Origin of the sequence: Saccharothrix sp. ST-888 (assembly GCF_000955975.1) — a bacterium.
In the GTDB taxonomy this organism is placed as follows: Bacteria; Actinomycetota; Actinomycetes; order Streptomycetales; family Streptomycetaceae; genus Kitasatospora.
Genome location: NZ_JYJF01000121.1, coordinates 1 through 20,849, shown reverse-complemented (window position 1 = coordinate 20,849; position 20,849 = coordinate 1). Strand labels below are relative to the sequence as shown.

Genomic DNA, 20,849 nt, shown 5'->3' with positions numbered 1-20,849 from the left:
CGTCGGTCGCGCAGACGGCCACCACGGCCTTCAGCGCCTCGGGGGCCCTCGCCGCGATCCGCAGGCTGCCCGGACCGCTCCGGGAGATCCCGAACATCCCGACCCGGCCGCTGCACCACGGCTGCGCCGCCAGCCACTCCACCACGGCGACGCCGTCGGCGGTCTCCTGCTCGCCGGAGCCGTCGCCGGGCAGGCCGCCCGAGTTCCCGTGGCCCCGGACGTCCACCCGCACACTCGCGTAGCCGTGCCCGGCGTACCAGGGGTGGCGCTCGGCGTCGCGCGGCGCGGTCCGGTCGCCGAGCCGGTCCGGCAGGTACTCCAGCAGCGCGGGCACCGGCTCCTCGGTCACCGGCCGCCAGACCCGGGCGAACAGCTCCACGCCGTCCGCGAGCGGGATGCGCAGGTCCTCGCGGGCGGTCCGGTACGGGTACGAGGCGGGGTGCTGCATGGCGGGGGCTCCCGGGAGTCAGGGGACGGGGTGCCGGGTGCGGCGCGGCCGGGACGGGGCGCCGCTGTGCTGCGCCGGGCCGGGATCGCCGTCGGCCGCTGCGGCGCGGAGCGCGGCGTGACCGGAGCGCGATCCGTCGGGACCGTGCGGCTCCGGCTTCCGGGTGTCGGCACTGTTGGGCAAGGACCTGCCTCTCCACACTGTCCGGTCACGACCAGAATCCGACAATAAGTGACTCTTCGCCCTATTTCACCGCAGGCGGTGATCGCCGACGGCGTGAGGGCCCGCCGCGTCCCCCGCGGCGGGCCCTCACCGGCTCATCGACGGTGCGCGTCAGTTCGCCTTGCTCAGCCAGGCGGTGGCGTTCAGGGCGAGCGCGGCGTTGGTCCCGGCCGGGTCGTTCCAGCCGTTGTAGAGCTTCTTGCCGCTCTCGCCGGTGCCGTCGTCGACGGTCGAGCTGTCGCCCCAGATCGCCACCCGGCCGGAGCCGAAGGTGCTGGTGACGAAGAAGGCCCCGGAGTTGCCGCTGGAGCCGGCGGTGTAGAGCAGCCCCTTGACGGCGGGGTTGTCGGCGGGCTTCAGGGTGAAGGTGGTGCCGTTGCGCAGGATCGAGCCGGTGACCGTGCCGAACGAGCCGTGCAGCACGGGGTCGGTGGCGTCCTGGATCGCGCGCGGGTTGTCGGTGACGATGTTCTTGAGGTCCACCGAGAAGCCGAAGGGGTCGCTGTTGTCGACTCCGTTGCTGGTCAGCAGGTCGTTGATGACGGCGGGGGAGTCCCAGCCGTCGTTGTTGCGGTCGCTGTTGGTGTGGTCGGAGATCAGGAAGAGCCCGCCGCCGTTCTTGACGAAGTTCATCAGCGCGGACTTCTCCGACTGGCTCAGTCTGATGTTCGGCTCGGGGAGCACGAAGGTGTCGAAGTTGGCCAGGTCCAGCGCCGCCCCCGTGCCGTAGCTGATGGTGGACCCCTTGGGGAGGGTCTTCAGGCTGTACGCGCCGGTCTTCTGCAGTGCGACGCCCCAGGCGGAGAGCGCGCCGGTCCAGCTCTTCTCGGTGGTCGGGTTGGCGTTCTGCTTCAGCGGGTCGGGCTGGCTGGTGCTGATGATCCAGTCGGCGTTGCCTGCGGTCTCGGCCTTGGTGTTGTCGAACAGCACCCGGTGCGGGGTGCCTGCCGTCCTGACCGGCCCGGTGGTCTTCACCGGGCCCGCCTTCTTGGCCGGGGCGGCCGCCGTGGCCGGGCCCGCCAGGCCGGTGAGTCCGGCCGCCAGTGCCGCTGCGGCGGCCAGGGCCAGGGTGCTGCGGGAAATCCGAGTACGGGTCATCGTCCGTTCCTCCCGGAAGAGTTGATGGAGCATCGGGTGGGGGTATTCGCGCGTAGATCCGAGTATCCGCGCGTAGCGGACGGGGCCGAAAGGGGTCGGAGGTTACGGAATTCGGTACGGCGGGTGACTGTTCGCGGACAGGAATCGTCGCGGGGGCGGCGGGTGGGGGAATTCGGGAGAGCACGGTGCGGGCGTCCAGCAGTTGCACATGACTTGCAAATACGCACCGGTAGGGGGAAAGATGTCCCAGCTCAACTGCGCTGTTACTCGGAGAGGACCCCTTCATGTCTGCGCCAAGCCGTCTTCGTGACCGGCTCACCCGGGACGAATGGATCCGCCTCGCCGGTATGGGAGGCTTCGTCCTCGCGCTGCACGTCATCGGGTGGTTCACGCTGCTCGCGGTCATCGCGCCCAAGCACTACGACGTCGGCGGCCAGGTCTTCGGCGCCGGTATGGGCCTGACCGCCTACACCCTCGGCATGCGCCACGCCTTCGACGCCGACCACATCGCCGCCATCGACAACACCACCCGCAAACTGATGGGCCAGGGCAAGCGACCGCTCTCGGTCGGCTTCTGGTTCTCGCTCGGGCACTCCTCGATCGTCTTCGGCCTGTGCGCGCTGCTCGCCTTCGGCATCCGCTCGCTGGCCGGACAGGTCGAGTCCGACGACTCCAGCCTGCACAACGTCACCGGTCTGATCGGCACCAGCGTCTCCGGCACCTTCCTGCTGCTGATCGGCCTGATCAACCTCGGCGCCTTCAACGGCATCCTCAAGGTCTTCCGCAAGATGCGCGACGGCGAGTTCGACGAGGCCGAGCTGGAACGGCAGCTCGACAAGCGCGGCTTCCTTAACCGCATCCTCGGCCGGGTCACCAAGGCCGTCACCAAGCCCTGGCACATGTACCCGGTCGGCCTGCTCTTCGGCCTCGGCTTCGACACCGCGACCGAGGTCTCGCTGCTGGTGCTGGCCGGCGGCGCGGCGGCCTTCTCGCTGCCCTGGTACGCCCTGCTGGTGCTGCCCGTGCTGTTCGCGGCCGGGATGAGCCTGCTCGACACCATCGACGGCTCGTTCATGAACTTCGCCTACGAGTGGGCCTTCTCCAAGCCGGTCCGCAAGATCTACTACAACCTGACCGTCACCGGCCTGTCCGTGCTGGTCGCCCTGGTGATCGGCGTGATCGAACTGATCGGCCTGCTGGGCGAGAAGTTCGACATCACCACCGGACCGATCGGCTGGATCGCCGCGCTCGACCTCAACCTGGTCGGCTACGCCATCGTCGGCCTCTTCATCCTGACCTGGGCCGGGGCGCTCGCGTTCTGGAAGTTCGGCAAGGTCGAGCAGAAGTGGTCGGCCGGCATCCGCGAGCCCGTCCCGGCGGCCACCGAAGGCGACTGAGCAGCCCGCCGGACCTCGCCCGCACGACCCGGGGCGCGGGAACTGCGCGACCGACCGTGCTCCTGAGTGGAGGGTGGTCGCGCAGTCCCCGCGCCCCTTCGGCTTTCCCGGGCCTACCCGCCCGGTTGCCTACGTGCCTACGTGCAGCTGAGCGTCGGAGCGGCCCAGTCGGCGTGGTCCGAGGTGACGCCGTCGCCGCCGTCGGTGACCACCAGCCGCAGCTCGTAGCCGCCGGTCAGGTCGGCGACCAGGTGCTTGGCCGGGTCCTTGCCGGTGCGGATTCCGCTGTCGGCGACCAGGGCGGTGTCCCGGTAGATCCGGAAGTCCACCGAGCCGTTGCCGTTGGACTCGTCGTCCACGCCGACGTCCACACCCAGGTTCGTGCAGGTGCCGCCGAGGTAGTAGTCGATCTCGCTGTAGGCGTGCACACCGAGGCCCTTGGCGTACGTGGTGCCCCGGATGCCGATGGTCCGGCCGTCGCCGGACTGCTGTTCGCCGTTGCTGCGATCGCGTTCGACCGGGCCCCAGCCGCTGACCGCCGAGGACCAGGCCAGGTCGCTGAGCGGGTGGCTGCCGGCGGCCGGTCCGCTGCCGCAGCTCAGCAGCGGGGCGGCCCAGTCGGCGTGGTCGTAGTCGATGCCGTCGCCGCCGTCGGTGACCACCAGACGCAGCCGGCCGCCGCCGGTCAGGTCGGCGACCAGGTGTTTGGCCGGGTCCTTGCCGGTGCGGATTCCGCTGTCGGCGACCAGGGCGGTGTCCCGGTAGACCTGGAAGTCCACCGAGCCGTTGCCGTTCGTCTCGTCGTCCACGCCGACGTCCACGCTCAGGTTCCGGCAGGTGCCGCCGAGGTAGTAGTCGACCTCGCTCCGGGCGTGCACCCCGAGACCCCGGCTGTACTGGGTGCCCCGGATGCCGATGGTCCGGCCGTCCCCGGCGGCGGTCTCGCCGTTGCTGCGGTCGCGTTCGACCGGACCCCAGCCGTTGACGGCGGAGGTCCAGGAGAGGTCGGTGAGCTGGTTCAGGCCGCTCGGCGGCGGTACCGGACTGCCGGGCGTGACCCGCAGCATCACCGTGCCGTGCGCGGGGACGGTCGCACTCAGCGCGCCGGTCGTACTCCCGGTGGCCTTCGACCAGAGGTCCTTGACGGCGTACGAGGTGGCGCCGCCGATGCCCAGCGCCTGGACGGTGGTGGAGACGTCGGCGGGGTACGAGGTCTCGTTGGTCAGGGTGACGGCCCGGCCGCCGTCGGCCAGCGGCTTGCTCATCACCACCTTTCCGCCCGAGCCGGACACCACCGTGCCCTGGCGGCCCAGCGGGTCCTGGTCGACGGCGATGACGTCCGGGTTGGTCAGGGTGTCCAGGGTGCCCTGCCCGGCCTTCCGCAGATCGGTGCCGATCAGCAGCGGGGCGGCCATCTCGGCCCAGAGGCTGAAGTGGGTGCGGTACTCGGTGTCCGTCATGCCGCCGTTGCCGACCTCCAGCATGTCGGGGTCGTTCCAGGCGCCGGGGCGGGCGTAGGGGGCGAGCTGCTGGTTCTGGTGAGCGATGGTGATCATGCTGGACCAGCTGTCGCCGATGTCGCCGGTGGTGCGCCAGGAGTTGCCGACCGGCTGCGCCCAGTTCCACGGCTGGGTCGAGCCCCACTCGCAGATGCTGAACAGGATCGGACGGCCGGTGGCCCGCAGGGCGTCGCGCATCGCCTGGTAGCGGGACTTCGCGTCCACGCCCTGGTTGTTGCAGTTGTCGTACTTGAGGTAGTCCACTCCCCAGGAGGCCCAGAGCCTGGCGTCCTGCTGCTCGTGACCGAGCCCGCCGGGGAAGCCCTGGACGTCGCAGGTGGCCGATCCGGCGCTGGAGTAGAGGCCGAACTTGAGGCCCTTGCCGTGGACGTAGTCGGCAACGGCCTTGATGCCGTGGGGGAACCGGACCGGGTCGGGTACCAGGTCGCCCGCGCCGTCGCGGTTCGGCAGGGCCCAGCAGTCGTCGAGATTGACGTACTGGTAGCCGGCCGCCTTGAGGCCCTTCGCCACGAACAGGTCGGCGATGCCCTCGACCATCGCCTCGTTGAAGTCGGTGCCGCAGTGGGTGGAGTTCCAGTTGTTGAAGCCCATCTGCGGGGTCAGGGCCAGACCGTTGTCCAGGGCCAGCGCCGGTGGGGCGGCGGCCAGTTGGGCGGCGCCGAGAGCGGTGGCGCCGGTGGTGAGCAGTGCGAGCGTGGTGAGCGCGGCCGCCGATCGGCGGCGCCAGGAGGTTCTGCGGGACGGCACGGTGCGGCTCCTGCAGGGTGAGAGGCAACGAAAACCAACGTGTTCCAACGGAACACGACATATGACATCGGGGTTTCAGGTCCGCGTCAAGACTGCTGACGCCGGATCAGGCCACAACTGCACTGTCAGGGCGGGTGTTTGAAAATGTTCGGGCCTCGTCGAGCGAGGTCGCGCGGCTGTCGCCAAGTCGTCAAGATCACGCCAAGAGTTAACGTCCGATGTCTTGCCGTGGCTTTTTCTGCGCGCGTACCTTTGGCCCGGCCGCTGATCTACGCGGGTAGTGCAAGGCGCCTGCACCGCCCGCTCCCTGACTGACCGCCAGCATCCGGACGCCTCTCGAATCCCGGATCGCGCTGGCGCAAGCCGAAGGAGCCCTGCCCGGTGAACAGACCCGCCGTGTCCCGCCCCCGTTCGCGCCGTACGCTGCTGCGCGCCGCCGTCCTTCCGGTCGGCCTCGCAGCCTCGCTCGTCCTCGTCCCGCTGCCGGGCGCCTTCGCCGCGCCCTCGGCCGACGCGGTGATCGCCGAGGTCTACGGCGGCGGGGGCAACTCCGGTGCCACGCTGAAGAACGACTTCATCGAGCTGGCCAACCGGGGTGGCGCGGCCTTCGGGCTGAGCGGCTGGAGCGTCCAGTACATCTCCGGTACGCCGGGAGCGAGTTCGCAGTGGGGCGTGACCCCGCTGAGCGGGTCGATAGTCCCCGGCGGGCGCTTCCTGGTCGCCGAGGCGGCCGGTGCGGGCGGCACCGCGGAGCTGCCCACCGCCGACGCGACCGGCGGCCTCGCCCTGTCCGCCACCAGCGGCACCGTCGCGCTGGTCCAGGGCACCGACCCGCTGACCTGCAAGACCGCCGCCGACTGCGCCGCCGAGCCGCGGATCCGCGACCTGGTCGGCTTCGGCACGGCCGTGGTGCACGAGGGCAGCGGAGCCGCCGCCGGCGCGGGCAGCACCGCCTCGGTCGCCCGCGCGGCCGGCCTGGCCGACACCGACGACAACGCGGCCGACCTCAAGTCCGCGGCCCCGAACCCGGTCAACAGCCGTGGTGAGAGCGGCGGCACCGGCGGTGGCACCGGCACGCCCGGCGGCCCGACCGAGCCCGGCAGCGTCCGGATCCACGACATCCAGGGCGGCACCCGCATCTCGCCCAGCCTCGGCAGGACCATCGCGGGCGTCCCCGGGATCGTCACCGGCGTGCGCACGTACGGTTCCAAGGGCTTCTGGATCCAGGACCCGAACCCGGACGCCGACCCGGCCACCAGCGAGGGCATCTTCGTCTACACCGGCAGCGCCGTCCCGACCGTGAAGGCCGGCGACTCGGTCCTGGTCACCGGCAAGGTCGCCGAGTACTACCCGGCCTACAGCGGCGGCGGCCAGTCGCTCACCCAGCTGACCAACCCGGTCGTCACCGTGGTCTCCTCCGGCAACCCGCTGCCCGCACCGGTGGTCCTGGACAGCCGCTCCATCCCGGCGGCGTACACCCCCGACGCGAACGGCGGCTCGATCGAGGGCCTGCCGCTGAAGCCCGCCGACTACGCGCTCGACCTGTACGAGTCGCTGGAGGGCATGCGGGTCGAGATCCGGGACGTCCCCGTCGTGCAGGCCACCGACGCGTACAACGAGCTCTGGGTGGACGCCCGCCGGCAGGACCCGCGCAGCGCCCGCGGCGGCGTGGTCTACCTCGGCTACAACCGGCCCAACTCCGGCCGCCTGATGGTCCAGTCGCTCACCCCGGTGGCCCAGCAGCCCTTCCCGAAGGCCAACGTCGGCGACCAGCTGACCGGCACCACCGCGGGGCCGCTCGACTACAACCAGTTCGGCGGCTACACCATCGCGGCCGACACCGTGGGCGGCGTCAAGGACAACGGCCTCAAGCGCGAGGTCACCCCGAAGGCCCAGCCCGGCGAGGCCACCATCGCCACCTACAACGTCGAGAACCTCGACCCGGGCGACCCCGACAGCAAGTTCGCCGCCCTCGCCCAGGGCGTCGTCACCAACCTCCGCTCGCCCGACGTGGTCGCCCTGGAGGAGATCCAGGACAACAACGGGCCGACCAACGACGGCACGGTGGACGCCAGTGCCACCGTCGCCAAGTTCGTCGCCGCCGTCCGCGCGGCCGGCGGTCCCGCCTACGACTGGCGCTCCATCAACCCGGTCAACGACAAGGACGGCGGCGAGCCCGGCGGCAACATCCGCCAGGTCTTCCTCTTCAACCCGCAGCGGATCAGCTTCACCGACATCGCCGGCGGCGACTCCACCACGGCCGTCGACGTCACCGGCCACGGCCGGTCCACCTCGCTGACCGCCTCCCCGGGCCGGATCGACCCGAACAACGAGGCCTGGGACAACAGCCGCAAGCCGCTGGTCGGCCAGTTCCGCTTCCACAACAAGCCGATCTTCGTGATCGCCAACCACTTCGACAGCAAGGGCGGCGACCAGGGTCTGGACAGCCGCTTCCAGTCCCCGACCCGCAGCTCCGAGGTCCAGCGGGTGAAGCAGGCCACCGTCGAACAGGCCTTCGTGGCCAAGCTGCTGGCCGCCGACCCGGGCGCCCGGGTGGTCTCGCTCGGCGACTTCAACGACTACCAGTTCTCCCCGGCGCTCTCCACCCTCACCAAGGGCGGCGTCCTGCACGACCTGGTCAACGACCTCCCGGCGAACCAGCGCTACTCCTACGTCTACCAGGGCAACTCCCAGGTGCTCGACCACATCCTGGTCAGCCCGTCCCTGAAGTGCGACGCCAAGTACGACGTCGTCCACATCAACAGCGAGTTCGCCACCCAGGCGAGCGACCACGACCCGCAGGTGGTCCGCCTCCGGCCGTGACCGCCGTGCACTGAGTGGAACGTGCGAGCCCCGTTGCTTCCTGACCGTCAGGAGGCAACGGGGCTCGCGGTTTCTCCACAGTCATCAGCTTGACGAAGAGTCACGAGTGTCGAACGGGCTGTCTCCGAGCGACAGTGCAAAGGTGGATGTCATGTGATGTCAGACACGTTTGTGGATTGGATTGTCCGGATTCGCCGCTGATGGCAGCCCGAAGAGAACGATCCCAATTCGATTGGGTTTCGATCGAATCACATTGGACGTTGACTAACCATCAAGTCTCCACCAAGCTCCGATTTCTAAGGATAAATTTTGAATAAGGCTCAGGTGTTCAGTGGTCAATGTGAGATCGAGGCGGAGGTGGACCGGCCGCAAATGGCTCGCGGCGGTCGTCGCCGCAGGGGCGTTGGCCGGGGCGGGGACGGTGCCCGGTGTGGCCCAATCCGCAACGGCTGATGCGGTGGCGGGCGGCGGCGCTGCCGTGTCCGAACCCCCGGGGGACTCACCGGAGAGTGCGGCGGTCGCGGAGGCCAGACGGACGGGCAAGCCGGTCGCGGTCGAGTCGATGCGCACCGAGACGTCCGACGTGGTCGCCCAGCCCGACGGGAAGCTAGTCGCCACCGAGTACCTCCAGCCGCAGCGCACCCGTAGGAACGGTGCCTGGGTGGATATCGACCCGACCCTGCGCATCGTGCCGGGCGGTGGAGTGGCGCCGGGGGCTGTGACGTCGGAGGTCGAGTTCTCCGGTGGCGGCAGCGGGCAACCGCTGGTGCGAATGGCCCGGGCCGGGAAGGAGTTGAAGCTCTCATGGCCCAAGGCGCTGCCGAAGCCCGTGCTGGACGGATCGACCGCCGAATACCGGTCCATCCTTCCGGACGTGGATCTCAAGCTGACCGCAACCGCGACCGGCTTCACCCAGCTCGTGGTGGTCCGCACGGCGGAGGCCGCGAAGAATCCAGAGCTCGACCAGCTGCGCCTCGGCCTCCAGGGAGAAGGGCTGACGATCAGGAGGGAACCGGACGGTTCGCTCTCGGCGGTCGACAAGGGGGCCGGCGGGACGGTCTTCCGGGCGCCGAAGCCGCTGATGTGGGATTCCTCCAAGGCGGCTCCTTCCTCCTCCGGGGCTGCGGCCTCCCGTTCCGCCGTGCGCTCCGCGGTCCCGGGCTCCGCCGCTCCGAGCTCCGCTCCAGGCGCTGCCGACGGTCCCGGTCAGCCCAGCGTTCCGGGGCGTACCGCACTGGTGGCCGTGTCGGTGACGCAGTCCCAGGACGCGTTGCTACTGACGCCGAGCCAGACCATGCTGGACGACCCCGCGACGGTGTTCCCGGTGGTGATCGATCCGTCCTGGGACACGCCGCGCCCAGCGGAGTGGGCGGGTGTGTCGCAGTACTACTCCTCGCAGTCGTACTGGCACTTCTCCTACAACAGTGACTACGTCGGCGAGTTCGGTGTCGGTTACTGCGGTGACACGTCGCGGTGCGCGCCGCGGGATGTCCAGCGGGTCCTCTACCGGATGCCGACGGCGCAGTTCGCGGGCAAGCGCATCCTCTCGGCGACCTTCTCCGCCCAGGAGGTGCACTCCTACGACAACTGCGACGATCCGCACCACCCGGTGGAGTTGTGGTGGACCAGCGGGTTCGACGAGGGGACGAACTGGAACGACACCCAGCGGTCGGGGTTCTGGGAGCAGCATCTTCAAACGGTCAACCCGACGAAGGGGGCGGGTTGCGGCTCCGGTGACGTGGAGTTCGGTGCCTCCGATGTGAAGGGCATGGTGCAGCGGGCTGCGGACGGCGGCTGGGACTACCTGAACCTGGGTCTGCGGGCCGGGGACGAGTCCGACCTGTACGGGTGGCAGAAGTTCAGCACGAACGCGGCGCTGAGGATCCGGTACAACCTGCCGCCGCGTCAGACGGCGATGAGTGATCTGTCGATGCAGCCGGGGTCGGTCTGCCAGAACGCGACGGTGCGGATCAACAAGGTGCCGCAGGTCACGGCGTTGGCGTCGGACCCGGACGGTGAGCCGGTCGCGGTCCAGTTCAGCGCAGCCTGGGACGCCGGTGACGGCACGGGGTGGAAGCGTCACTGGTGGTCCACCGACAACAACGGCAGTCAGACCCCCACCGATTTCAAGGCGTCGGGTTCGCTCTTCAGCTACACCCTGCCTTCCACCCTGCCGCTGAACACCAGGATCGCCTGGGACATGCGGGCGTGGGACGGCGCCCAGTGGGGTCCGACCTCCTCGTCGGGGGACAGCAACAGCGGCTGCTACTTCCTCGTCGACACCAGCGCCCCCGACGGACCGACCGTCAGCGCCTCCGACTACCCGGTCACCAAGGACCCGGCCGGCACCCTGTCCTGGTCCGACGGCGTCGGCAAGTACGGTGCCTTCACCATCGGCTCGGCGTCCAAGGACACCGTCAAGTACCAGTGGGGCCTGGACACCAGCCCCTCCGCGGCCAACGAGATCGCCACTACCGGCGGTTCGGCCCGCACCATCAACGTCCTGCCCGACAAGCCCGGCGTGCACTGGATATCCCTGCGCTCGATCGACGGCGCGGGCAACGCCTCCTCCCAGGACGAGACGTACTACTTCGCCGTCCGCACCGGCCAGCCCCAGCGCGCGGGCTGGTCCATGGACGACCGAAGCGGATCCACCACCCTGGCAGGCAGCGGCGGTGGCTTCGACGCCACCCTGGGTACCGGTGCCAAGAGCGGAACCACCGGTCACAAGGGCAACGCCCTGCAGTTCGACGGCACCGCCGACGGCTACGCCCAGGCACAGTCCGGGGTGCTGGACACCGCCGGCAGTTACACGGTCTCGGCCTGGGTCAACCTCGCCGACGCCAGCCGCAACCGCTCCGCCGTCAGCCAGGGCGGCCAGTACATCGGCGCGTTCAGCCTCGGCGTCCGCAGCGGCCAGTGGGCCCTGCAGACCACCACCCGCGACGACAGCGGCTACGCCTGGCAGGTCGCGGCCTCGACCGTCCCCGTCACACTCAACCAGTGGACCCACCTGGCCGGCGCCTACGACGCCAAGGCCAGGACCATCACCCTCTACGTCAACGGCACACCCACCGCACCGGTTCCGGCCCCAGCGGCCTGGTCCGCACGCAACGCCTTCGACCTCGGCCGCCTCTTCTACCGTGGCGGCTACACCGACCCCTGGAAGGGACAGGTCGACGAGGTCAAGCTCTGGGACCGCGCCCTGACCACCACCGAGACTGCCGCCCTGGCCGGCGGCACCATGCCCACCACCGGCACCGGCGCAAAGGCCGTCTGGGAACTCGACGAGACCGGCAACACCGTCACCGGCAAACCCGAAACCTCGCCCCTCACCCTCAGCGGCGGTGCGGCCAACACCGCCACCGGCGTCACCGGCCAGGCCCTCCACCTCGACGGCACCTCCGGCTACGCCCGCACCAACAACCCCCAGCTCGACGGCGCCAAGAGCTTCTCCGTCTCCGCCTGGGTCAAGCTCCCCAAACTCGCCGACGGAGACACCTCCGCCCACATCGCCCTCAGTCAGATCGGCGAGCACAACAGCGAGTTCTCCATCTACTACTCCGCCTACTACAAGCGCTGGCTCTTCGCCCGCTACAAGGAGGACACCTCCGCAGACACCCTGGTCCGCACCATGCAGCCGGACTGCACCCCCGGCAGCATCATCAACGGCGTCCCCTGCATGGGCCCCACCGAGAACCAGTGGACCCACCTGGCCGCCGTCTCCGACACCACCGCCAGGAAGCTGCGCCTCTACATCAACGGCTACCTGGTCGGAGAGTCCGACTACACCCAGACCAGCCCCTGGGCCAAGCCGGGACCGCTCCAACTGGGCGCGGTCAACCGCGAAGGCGCCAACGGCGAGTACTTCGGCGGTGACATCGACGACGTCCGGATCTTCGACCGCGTCCTCACCACGACCGAGGCCAGGGACATGGTCCGCCAGCGCCCCCAACTCGCGGGCCGCTGGAAGCTGAACACCGCCACCGCCAAGACCACCCCGGACGAGAGCCCGTTCGCCGCAGGCGCCACCCTCGGCGGAACCGCAACCATCGACACTGCGGGCGGCATCTTCGGCGGAGCCCTCAGCCTCGACGGCACGACCGGCTACGCCGAAGCACGCAACACCCCGCTGCGCACGGGCGAGAGCTTCACGCTCGCGGGCTGGGTGCTGCCCGCCGCCACGCCGACCCGGGACATGACCGTGTTCTCCCTCGCCGGGGCCAACGGCAACAGCGCGGTGGTGGTCCGCTGGAACGCTGCGGCCGGACGCTGGCAGGTGGAGCTCGCCGACAGCGACAGCAGCACCCCCACCAGGACGAGCGTGACCGGCACACCCGCACGGAGCTGGACTCATCTTGCTGTGGTCTACGACGCTTTCGCCTCCCGGGTGACCCTGTATGTCAACGGCCGCGTCGAAAACTTCGTCTGCGCCGACGGAGACTCCACCTGCACCAGCCGGGTGGCCACCGCATCCGCGGTCCGGCCTTTCGAGTCGTACGCGGCTGCGCCGCACACGTATTCCGGCCTGCAGATCGGCCGCCGTGTGACGGCAGGAGCCTGGGGAGAGTTCTTCTCCGGCGAAATTGACGACGTCTGGGCCTACCAGGGAGTCCTGGGTGGGACTCAGATCGCACTTCTCGCGAGCAAGGGCGGCGAGCTGCCCACCCAGCCCGGCGTCTGACGGGCACCGCGTGGGCCGACCGTGTTTGCGGTCGTCCCACGCGGTCATCGGTCGTCCCGGACCGCTTCTTGCTTCAGGTAGCGCGACAGCCGAACCCGGGCGCCACACAAACCCCCGTCCCTGTCAGGGGCCGGAACCTGTAAGGAATCACATTGAGTACACCCACCACGGGGAAACGACCGCCAAGGACCAGAGTCTCCGCAGTAATCGCGGCAACTCTGGTCGGTTCGCTCCTCCCGACCATCTCCGTCGCGGCCAACGCAGCGGCAGCCTCTTATCACAAGCCGGCCGTCTCCTCTCAGGAGAAGCCGGTCAAGGGATCAGCGGCGAAGGCCAAGCCGCGCAAGGCCGACAGCACAGTCAGTGACCCGGCGACGGCACGCACGGCATGGCCGCAGCCGGGCAGCGCCATCGTCACCGTCGCGTCCGTCGGCGCCCAGGCCGCCATGGTGAAGAATCTGCCCATCGGCCTGTCCGTCCCGGCGACTCCCAAGTCCCGGGCCTCCGCCGCTGCTCAGGCGGCCTCCGAGCCCGTGCACGAGGCGAAGGTCTCGGTTCTCGGCCAGGATGCGGCCCACAAGGCCGGGGTGAACGGCGTGCTGTTCACTCTGGCCGGCACCACAGCGGCCGGGCAGACGAAGGTGACGCTGGACTACAGCAGCTTCGCTCAGGTCGGCGGCGGCGCGTTCGGCTCACGACTCCACCTGGTTCAGCTCCCGGCCTGCGCGCTGACGACTCCCCAAAAACCCGAGTGCCGGACACAGACACCGCTGGAGGGAAGCAACGACGTCGAGAAGCAGACGGTCACCGCTGACTCTGTCGCGGTTTCGCCCCCTGCCGCGGCTTCTCTGCAAGCGCTCGCGCCGCGGGCGGCCGACGCAGGTTCCGGTGTGACACTGCTTGCGGCCAGTGCCTCCTCGGCCGGGCCGTCCGGTGACTACAAGGCAAGCCCTCTCTCAGCGGCGTCCACTTGGTCGACCGCGCTGAACAGCGGCTCCTTCAACTGGTCCTACGACATGCCGGTTCCAGCCATGCCGGGCGGCCTGTCCCCCAAGCTCAGTCTGTCCTACGACTCAGGGGGTGTTGACGGGCGAACCGCGAACAGCAACAACCAGGCATCCTGGGTCGGCGACGGCTTCGACCTCAGTCCGGGCTTCGTGGAGCGCTCGTACAAGTCCTGCGCCGACGAAGGAGTGAAGACCGACGGAATCGAACCCGGCGACCTCTGCTGGGCGTACGACAACGAGACGATCAGCTTCGCCGGGCACTCGGGTGAGCTGATCCCCGTCGGCGCGAACGAGTGGCGGATCAAGGGAGACGACAACACCAAGGTCACCCGCGGCCGTGATCCGAACCGCGGAAACGGGGACGACGACGGTGAGTACTTCCGCGCGGTCACCCCGGACGGCACCCGTTACTACTTCGGGTACAACCGCCTCTCCAACTGGAGCGCGGGTAAACCGGAGACCAAGTCCGTCTACACGGTCCCGGTCTACGGCAACAACGCGGGCGAGCCGTGCAACAAGGCAGACTTCGCCTCCTCCTGGTGCCAGCAGGGCTGGCGATGGAACCTCGACCTGGTGATCGACGCCAACGGCAACGACATCACCTACTGGTACCACCCCGAGACCAACAACTACGGCCGCAACCTCAACCCCAAGGACCACACCGCCTACGTGCGCGGCGGGTACCTTGAGCGCATCGACTACGGTCAGCAGCAGTCGGACATCTACTCGACCACCGTCAAGCCGATGGCCCAGGTGAACTTCACCACCGCCGAACGGTGCCTGGAGACCACCGCAGGGCGCTGCGACCCGTCGGCGATCGACACCAACCGGCAGTACTGGTACGACACCCCCTGGGACCAGAACTGCAAGGACAACGCAGTCTGCGACACCGTCTACTCTCCGGCGTTCTTCACCCGCACCCGCCTTACCGGCGTCGCAGTCGGCACGCTCCAGGCCGACGGGGCCTACCGGACCACCGACACCTGGAACCTCACCCACAAGTGGGGTACCGCAGACTTCGACTACCAACTCCTGCTCAACTCGGTCGAGCACATCGGTGGCACGGGCAGTGAGGCTGTCACTCTGCCCAAGACCACCTTCGCCTACACTCAGCTCGTCAACCGTCTCGACAGAGTCGGCGACGGACGCGCTCCTTTCATCAAGCAGCGTCTCAGCACGGTCACCGACCAGCTCGGCGGCCAGATCGACGTCAACTACAGTGCACCGACGTGTGACTGGAACAACCTGCTCACCCCGCAGACCAACACCACCCGCTGCTTCCCGCAGATGTACCAGGCGTCCACAAAGGACCCGGTGACAACCGAGTGGTTCAACAAGTACGTCGTCAACACGGTCACCGCCACCGACCGCACCGGTGGCGCACCGGACATGGTCACCCGGTACACCTACCTCGGTGACGCTGCCTGGCACTACGACGACGACAACGGCCTGACCCAGGAGAAGCTCAAGACCTGGTCCCAGTGGCGCGGTTACGCCCAGACCCGGGTTCAGACCGGTGGAACCGGCGGAATGTCCACCCAGGCCGACCACTTCTTCCTGCGCGGCATGGACGGCGACCGGACGGATCCCGCCGACAAGACGAAGAAGCGTGTCGTCACCGACATCAGCGACGGCGAAGGCGGCACCCTCACCGACGACCCCGCCTGGGGCGGCTACGAGTACCGTACCGAGCAGTTCGACAGGCCCGCCGGCAAGGTCCTCGCCAAGACCGTGAACACGCCGTGGAAGAAGGAGACCGCCAAGCGGGTCATGGACTGGGGGACCACGACCTCCAACCTGACCGGCACCAGCACCACCCGCTCGTTCACGTCCCTCGATGACGGAGCAGGTGTCAAGTGGCGCGAGACCCGGGCCAACACCACCTTCGACGGCTACGGTCGGCCGGCCCAGGCCGAAAGCCTGGGCGACGTCACGCTCGACACCGACGACACCTGCACTACCACCACCTATGCGGACAACACCGCCGCCTGGATCCTCAAGGGGACCATCCACACCGAGACGGTTGCCGCGAAGTGCGGCGCCACGGTCAACCGTGACACCCAGGCAGACGGTACGTCCGTGGTCCTGGCCGACGTCCGTGTTCAGTTCGACGGCCAGGCGTACGGCGCGGCACCGACCAAGGGCGACGCGTCGGTTACGCACACCCTCAAGTCACGGACCGGTACCAGCGCCACCTACCTGGACAGCACCACTGCCTACGACAAGTACGGACGCCCCACCACCACGACCGACCTGGCATCCTCGACGGTCTTCGACACCACCGATGCCACCGCCCCGGTGACCACTGCGGCGACGAATCCCCGCATCACCACCGCGTCCTTCACACCCGCGACCGGTCGGCCCGTGAAGTCGACCGTCACAGGGCCCCCCGCGACCGTCGGCGACGCCTCCACGGCACAGACCGCCGTGACCGAGTTCGACCTGGCGCGTGGTCTTCCCACGGCCACTGTCGACACCAACGGGCGCCGTACCGATGTTCTGTACGACAGCCTGGGACGCATCCTCAAGGCCTGGCTTCCGAACCGTTCCAAGGGCAACGGAGACACTCCCAACAACGAGTTCCAGTACCTCCTCACCGACGGTCGGATCGCGGCGGTCACGACCAAGGCGCTGAACGAGGACGGCTCCCAGGACACTGCCTACACCCTTTACGACGGTTTCGGCCGAGCTCGGCAGACCCAGGTCCCAGGCGACAACGGTGGCCGCATTCTCTCCGACACGTTCTACGACGAGCGGGGCCAGTCCGTCCTCGCTTTCGCCCCCTACTACGCCACCGGTGCTCCATCCTCGACCCTGCTGAAGGTCGAGAACGCCACCAGCGTCGAGACCCAGACCGCCAACACCTACGACGGCCTCGGCCGACTGACCAAGAGCACCCAGCTGGCCGGCAACGGCGCCGGCACTCCGTTTGCGACAACGGTCACCACCTACGGTGGCGACCGGACCACTGTCATCCCTCCGAACGGTGCGACACCCACCACCACGCTCACCGACGCCGCCGGTCGCATGACCGAGTTGCGCCAGTACAAGGACAAGACGCTCAGTAGCTACGACAGCACCACCTACGGCTACGACGCGGCCGGGCACCTCACCAAGCTGACCGACCCGTCGGGTACTCAGTGGACCTGGCAGTACGACCAGCGCGGCCGTCAGACCAAGACCGTCGACCCCGACTCGGGAACAACCAGCAACACCTACAACGACCGCGGTGAGATCACCAGCACGACCGATGGACGTGGCAAGATCATCGCCACCGTCTATGACAACCTCTCGCGTGTCGTCGAGACCCGGGACACCTCACTGACCGGTCCCCTGCTGACCTCCCGCGCCTGGGACCCGGCAGGTGACAAGGGCGCGCTCTCCTCGAGTACCCGCTACCTCACGGTCTCCGGTACCACCTACCAGTACAGGACCACGTACTCCCTCTTCGACGACCTGGGCCGACCTGAGCGCACCACCATCACGGTCCCGTCCGTCCCCGGACAGGAGGCCCTGGCAGGGGACTACGTCAGTGGGACCAGCTACCGGTACGACGGGCAACCCCGGACGATCGCGTATCCGGCTGCCGGAAGCCTGCCCAACGAGGTCGTGGCACTCAGCTACGACAACCTCCACCGTCCCGCGACCGTGACCGCCAGTGGTCAGGCCACGTACCTGACCGACCAGAAGTACAGTCTCACCGGCAAACCCTTGCAGGCCACGCTGTCCAACGGCACCGCGGGCAAGGACGCCTACGTCACCAACACCTACGAGTGGGGTACACAGCGGCTCGCATCCAGCAGGACCGACCAGTACGGCATCCCAACCCCGGCCCGTTCCGCGGTCTACGCCTACGACGACGCCGGCAACGTCACCTCGGTGACCGACACGTCCCGCTCGGGGACCGACCGGCAGTGCTTCCAGTACGACTACCTCGCCCGCCTCACCGAGGCGTTCACGCCCGCGGGCGCCAACTGCCCCGCCACACCTGACGCCGCCGCTCTGGGTGGGCCGGCCCCGTACTGGAGCAGCTACACCTACAACACCAACGGCACTCGGGCCAGCGAAACCCAGCACGACCCGACCGGCAACACCGCCCAGGACAGCAAGACCACCTACACCTACCCGGCGGCCACTGCTGCCCGCCCGCACTCCCTGACCAGCACCAGCAGGGTCACCGGTGCTCTCGGCACCCCGGTCGGAGAGTCCTACTCCTACGACACCAGTGGCAATACGACGGCTCGTCATCTGAAGTCGGCCGCGAACCAGTCCAGTGACCAGGTTCTCGCCTGGAACAGTGAGGACCGCCTGGCCAAGGTCACCGACACCGTCAAGAAGACCACCGGTGGCACCACCACAACCACCACCAAGACCACCGACTACCTCTACGACGCGGACGGCAATCGCCTCACCACCCACACCCTCGACACCTCCGACCCGTCGTCGGAGAACTGGACGCTCTATCTCGGAAGCACCGAGGTCAAGCTCCTCAAGGGGGCGGGTAAGGCCGCTGCTACCCGCTACTACCCCCTCGGCGCGGCCACGGCTGTGCGTACAGATGACAACAAGGTGGCCTTCCAGGTCGCCGACCACCACGGCACCGCAGAACTCAACATCGATGCCACCACCGGCGAGGTCGGCCAACGCCGCACGACGCCCTTCGGAGACACCCGAGGGTCCACCCCGTCGGCATGGGCCGGCAATCGCGGCTTCCTCGGCGGCGACAACGAACCGACCGGTCTGACCCACCTCGGGGCCCGAGACTACGATCCCAAGACCGCTCGCTTCATCAGCGTCGACCCGCTTCTCAACTCCGCTGACCCCCAGTCCATAGCCGGCTACACCTACAGCAACAACAACCCACTCACCTTCACCGACCCCACCGGCCTCGCCAGGATGTGCCTGGACGACTGCCACGGCCCCGGCGACCCCATCCGCACCGGTGCCGGTGACGGCCGCGGCGGCGGACCGGCCTACGACGACGGTGGCGGCAACGACTACGACGACGGCGACGGCTACTTCCACCCTGTCGGAAAGAAGAAGCAGCAGGAGCTGACGAAGCAGGTCGAAGACCTCAAGAACAGGTGGGAGGAATACAACACCAAGGTCTCCTGCCGTGGAAACAAGGAAGTTCCCCTCTGCCTCACTCAGCGGCAGTGGGACGAACACGACCACTTCGGCAAGAATCTCCTGAAGTTCGTCTCCGACGTCACCGTCATCGTCCCTTCCATCAGATGCACGATGGGTGGCGGCTCCGGGGGTAAGTACTCGGACGACTGCGACACTCTCGGCATTGCCATGTCCACCCTGGATGCCGGAGTCGCGGCAAGGGATGCAGCTCTCCTTTTCGACGATATCGGCACCGCAGCCGCGAGATTCTGTGCGCGTCCTCATAGCTTCGCGGCCGGAACTCTGGTCCTCATGGCGGACGGGTCGACCAAGAAGATCGAGGATCTCGCGGTTGGCGATGAAATAGCCAACGCACAGCCGGACGGCGACAAGAGTGAAGTACATCGAGTCGACGCCACTCACGCCACGGTAGACGACAAGGAATTTGTCGACCTGACCATCGACACCGAAACCGGCCCGAAGGTCATCACGGCCACCAGTAACCACCCGTTCTACAGTGTCACGTCAGAAAAATGGACTGACGCAGGGCTGATCAACCCTGGCGACGAGCTCCAGACCGCCGATGGCCATACGGCCACAGTCTCGACTGTTCGGCTCTATCAAGCGGCGAAGACCACGCATGATCTGACAATCGACGGCGTCCACACGTACTATGTACTCGCCGGCACCACGCCGGTACTGGTGCATAACAATTCGTGTGGGCTATTCCCCAATACGATGCCAGGAACTCTTGACAGGGAGCTTGCCCTGGGGGACAGGTTGGGTGTCACGCCAGCGGGACCGGGATCGGCTGGATTCGATTCCGCAGTCAGTTCCGGGACTGTGAAGTGGGCAGTGCGGGAGGACGGGAGCCTCGTGATCATGCCGAAGTTCGTCAATGGGCAAGAGATTTCGCACTCGGTTCTGACCCGAGGGGCTCCTGTTCGCGCGGCCGGTGAGGCCGACATCGCCGGCTCATCGGGAGACGGGTTCTTCGGACTGGATATCAACAACCACAGCGGCCACTTCCTGCCCTCGGGCGAGAGTCTGCAAATCGGCAAGGATGCATTTGCTGCAGCGGGGGTTCACTTCTGATGAACCGCTTCAATGAACTGACATCGCTCGACTTGCGGTCGCTCTCTCAGGTACTGGCTGGACGCGCCCCCACGCTTCCTGAGCTGGGGCCGGGCGAGTGGCTGGGTGTTGTTGAGCTGCTGACGATGCGCCTCACTGACGAGTGTGACGGCCTGTCTGTGGAGTCCTGGGCCACCTGCTCACTGGCGCTCGCGTACGCTCTCGAAGCTGCGGTTGCCTCGGACTCGATCGATCAGCGTGAGAGCGTGATTCGCCGTCTAAATCTCTCTGCCGCCGTACTTCGGCAGATTCCGCCGAATGCTGAAGTTGACATCCTGAATCCGGATGGCCTAATCGAGCTTCTATTTCAAGAGCTTCCGATGTCGGCCGAGGAGGCTCGGGAGCTGTCGGTCGATTGGCGCGCTCTCGACATTGCGCAGATTCGGCGTTTGCGAGCTGCCAAGAATCTCGTGTCGCCTGCGCTCGATCTCGCAAGCTTGGTGTCCGGAGAAGAGTTCCATGAGCGCTTGAAAGCGTGGGGAGAAGTGTTTCCTTCGCTTCCGTAAGTAACTAACCAGGAAGCCCCGCCAGAAGGAATTCTGGCGGGGCTTCCTGGCGTTTTGACGGCAGTAGTTGACGGCAACGTCATCCCTGAAGGGGCGGGGCCGGTCAAGCGCCGGTGGCTTGCTTGTCGGCTGTTCCGGCTGGTTTTGGGCATAC

General features: G+C 68.0%; 10 protein-coding genes. 5 read left to right on the top strand and 5 right to left on the bottom strand.

Annotated elements, in window-relative coordinates:
- From UK12_RS28160 to UK12_RS28155, 3 genes are all read right to left on the bottom strand, one after another.
- Positions 1-448, bottom strand: a 448-nt coding sequence (locus UK12_RS28160; protein WP_045305999.1) for a CocE/NonD family hydrolase, incomplete at its 3' end; no start/stop codon positions are given.
- An 18-nt stretch (positions 449-466) separates the two neighbouring features.
- Positions 467-631, bottom strand: coding sequence for a hypothetical protein (locus tag UK12_RS40105; protein ID WP_156178977.1), 165 nt, complete (start codon positions 629-631; stop codon positions 467-469).
- A gap of 150 nt (positions 632-781) precedes the next feature.
- Entirely contained in the window at positions 782-1,768 is a 987-nt protein-coding gene (locus UK12_RS28155) for a hypothetical protein (RefSeq protein WP_045305998.1), read from the bottom strand.
- A gap of 284 nt (positions 1,769-2,052) precedes the next feature.
- Between UK12_RS28155 and UK12_RS28150 the strand changes: the two genes are divergently transcribed.
- Complete coding sequence (locus UK12_RS28150) at positions 2,053-3,165, top strand: HoxN/HupN/NixA family nickel/cobalt transporter (protein ID WP_045305997.1); 1,113 nt, start codon at positions 2,053-2,055, stop codon at positions 3,163-3,165.
- A gap of 137 nt (positions 3,166-3,302) precedes the next feature.
- Here the strand turns inward: UK12_RS28150 and UK12_RS28145 are convergent, their stop codons facing one another.
- The gene (locus UK12_RS28145; RefSeq protein ID WP_045305996.1) at positions 3,303-5,432 is read right to left on the bottom strand and encodes an NPCBM/NEW2 domain-containing protein; all 2,130 of its coding nucleotides are present in this window, start codon (positions 5,430-5,432) and stop codon (positions 3,303-3,305) included.
- Between the two features lie 381 nt (positions 5,433-5,813).
- On the opposite strand from UK12_RS28145, the gene UK12_RS28140 reads away from it, so the two are divergent.
- Positions 5,814-8,255 (top strand): lamin tail domain-containing protein, encoded by a 2,442-nt coding sequence (locus UK12_RS28140; RefSeq protein ID WP_331386668.1) that lies wholly within the window; start codon positions 5,814-5,816, stop codon positions 8,253-8,255.
- 430 nt (positions 8,256-8,685) lie between these two features.
- Positions 8,686-12,939, top strand: a complete 4,254-nt coding sequence (locus UK12_RS44580; RefSeq protein ID WP_156178976.1) for a LamG domain-containing protein — start codon at positions 8,686-8,688, stop codon at positions 12,937-12,939.
- A gap of 298 nt (positions 12,940-13,237) precedes the next feature.
- Here UK12_RS44580 and UK12_RS40100 read toward each other — a convergent pair whose 3' ends face one another.
- A complete protein-coding gene (locus UK12_RS40100; protein ID WP_197085228.1) occupies positions 13,238-13,405 on the bottom strand; it encodes a hypothetical protein in 168 nt (55 codons plus the stop codon).
- On the opposite strand from UK12_RS40100, the gene UK12_RS28130 reads away from it, so the two are divergent.
- Together UK12_RS28130 and UK12_RS28125 are read left to right on the top strand one after the other, a co-directional pair.
- Positions 13,389-20,150: an RHS repeat-associated core domain-containing protein gene (locus UK12_RS28130; RefSeq protein ID WP_197085227.1), complete on the top strand. Its 6,762-nt coding sequence runs from the start codon at positions 13,389-13,391 to the stop codon at positions 20,148-20,150. The genes UK12_RS40100 and UK12_RS28130 overlap by 17 nt on opposite strands.
- Complete coding sequence (locus UK12_RS28125; protein WP_045305994.1) at positions 20,150-20,695, top strand: hypothetical protein; 546 nt, start codon at positions 20,150-20,152, stop codon at positions 20,693-20,695. Before UK12_RS28130 ends, UK12_RS28125 begins: the two co-directional genes overlap by 1 nt.
- The last annotated feature ends 154 nt before the right edge of the window (positions 20,696-20,849 follow it).

Excerpts from the sequence above, each read along its gene's own strand:
- UK12_RS28150 (WP_045305997.1), top strand. The coding sequence starts at position 2,053 with ATGTCTGCGCCAAGCCGTCTTCGTGACCGGCTCACCCGGGACGAATGG.
- UK12_RS28155 (WP_045305998.1), bottom strand. The coding sequence starts at position 1,768 with ATGACCCGTACTCGGATTTCCCGCAGCACCCTGGCCCTGGCCGCCGCA.
- UK12_RS40100 (WP_197085228.1), bottom strand. The coding sequence starts at position 13,405 with ATGGGCAGATTCTTCACCATGGCGGCCTGGGCGCCGACGGACGCGACG.
- UK12_RS28125 (WP_045305994.1), top strand. The coding sequence starts at position 20,150 with ATGAACCGCTTCAATGAACTGACATCGCTCGACTTGCGGTCGCTCTCT.